Here is a 1072-nt window from a genome sequence, read left to right as displayed (position 1 = left end):
CCTGGTCGCTTGTGAAGATGGGGACCGGTACGGCTCAGAAGAAACTGTTCTTCAAGCTTCGCCGAACCAAGGCGGAGATCTCCGCACTCGAAGATGGTGACTTGCGCCCGGAGCACGCTCAACTCATCGCTACCCGCCTGGGCGTGGAGCAACGGGATGTCATCGATATGGACCGGCGCCTTCGAGGTGACGTTTCCCTGAATGCCCCGGTCAACGATAGCCGTGAGGCCAGCGAATGGCAGGATTGGCTGGTCGACCCGTCCTCCGACCCGGAGATGGCGAGTGCCGAACGCGAGGAATACGACAAACGTCGTGCGGCGCTCAGCGGTGCGCTGGAAAGTCTAAACGCACGCGAACGCGAAATCGTTCAGGCCCGGCACCTTGCGGATGAACCGGGGACGCTGGAAGCTCTTGCGGCCAAATACGGCGTGTCGCGCGAACGCGCGAGGCAGATCGAAATGCGTGCGTTGCAAAAGCTAAAGGCTGGCGTGAAGGCGCGACTGCCGTTGGCCGCGAAGTGAACCAGAACTCGGCTGCGCGCCCCTCGAAAACTGCCCAAGGCTGCCACAAGGTCCCTGCGGGCAAGCAATAAAAAATTTTAGTCACCCCTCTTGAACCCGGTTTTTGCCGCGCCTAGGTGGGTTTTCGCCTGGGGGCCGTCGTGGCCCCCCGGCCTTATGACATCGTTGAACCGCAAAGGAGGAAACTCATGCATTTCCGTCCATTGCACGATCGCGTGTGTGGTGCGACGGCGCTTAATTGGTTCATGTTCGCCATGAGCTATGCAACGATCGCCTGGATCAGTTTTCGAACGATAGGAGGATGAGATGATCACTGATCAATCCCTGGTCTCCGCTCGTGCGGAGAAACAGAATGCTCTCGGACGGCGTCTGGTCCGGGGGATTCTCACGGCTTCGACCGCCATAGCCTTGACCCTGCCGTCGCTGGCGGCCTGGGGGCTGGATAGCCCGCGCAACACGCCGACGTCCGGCAACGCCTTCGAGCAAATCGCGCTGCCGCCGATACCGTATCTGGATTCGATGCCTTGGTTGGAGTGGAATGCCGGCGACGC

Annotated in this window: 2 protein-coding genes; both read left to right on the top strand. The window is 60.6% G+C overall.

Annotation, left to right across the window (positions count from 1 at the left end; genetic code table 11):
- Window positions 1-521: sigma-70 family RNA polymerase sigma factor (locus JQ558_RS36935; protein ID WP_212296731.1), on the top strand; the 521-nt coding region annotated here is incomplete at its 5' end.
- Window positions 522-827: 306 nt separating this feature from the next.
- Window positions 828-1072 (top strand): hypothetical protein (locus JQ558_RS36930; protein ID WP_212296730.1); only part of this gene is annotated, 245 nt, incomplete at its 3' end.

It is taken from the genome of Bradyrhizobium sp. AUGA SZCCT0160 (genome assembly GCF_018130105.1).
Taxonomy (GTDB): domain Bacteria; phylum Pseudomonadota; class Alphaproteobacteria; order Rhizobiales; family Xanthobacteraceae; genus Bradyrhizobium.
This window is presented reverse-complemented; position numbering and strand designations above follow the sequence as displayed.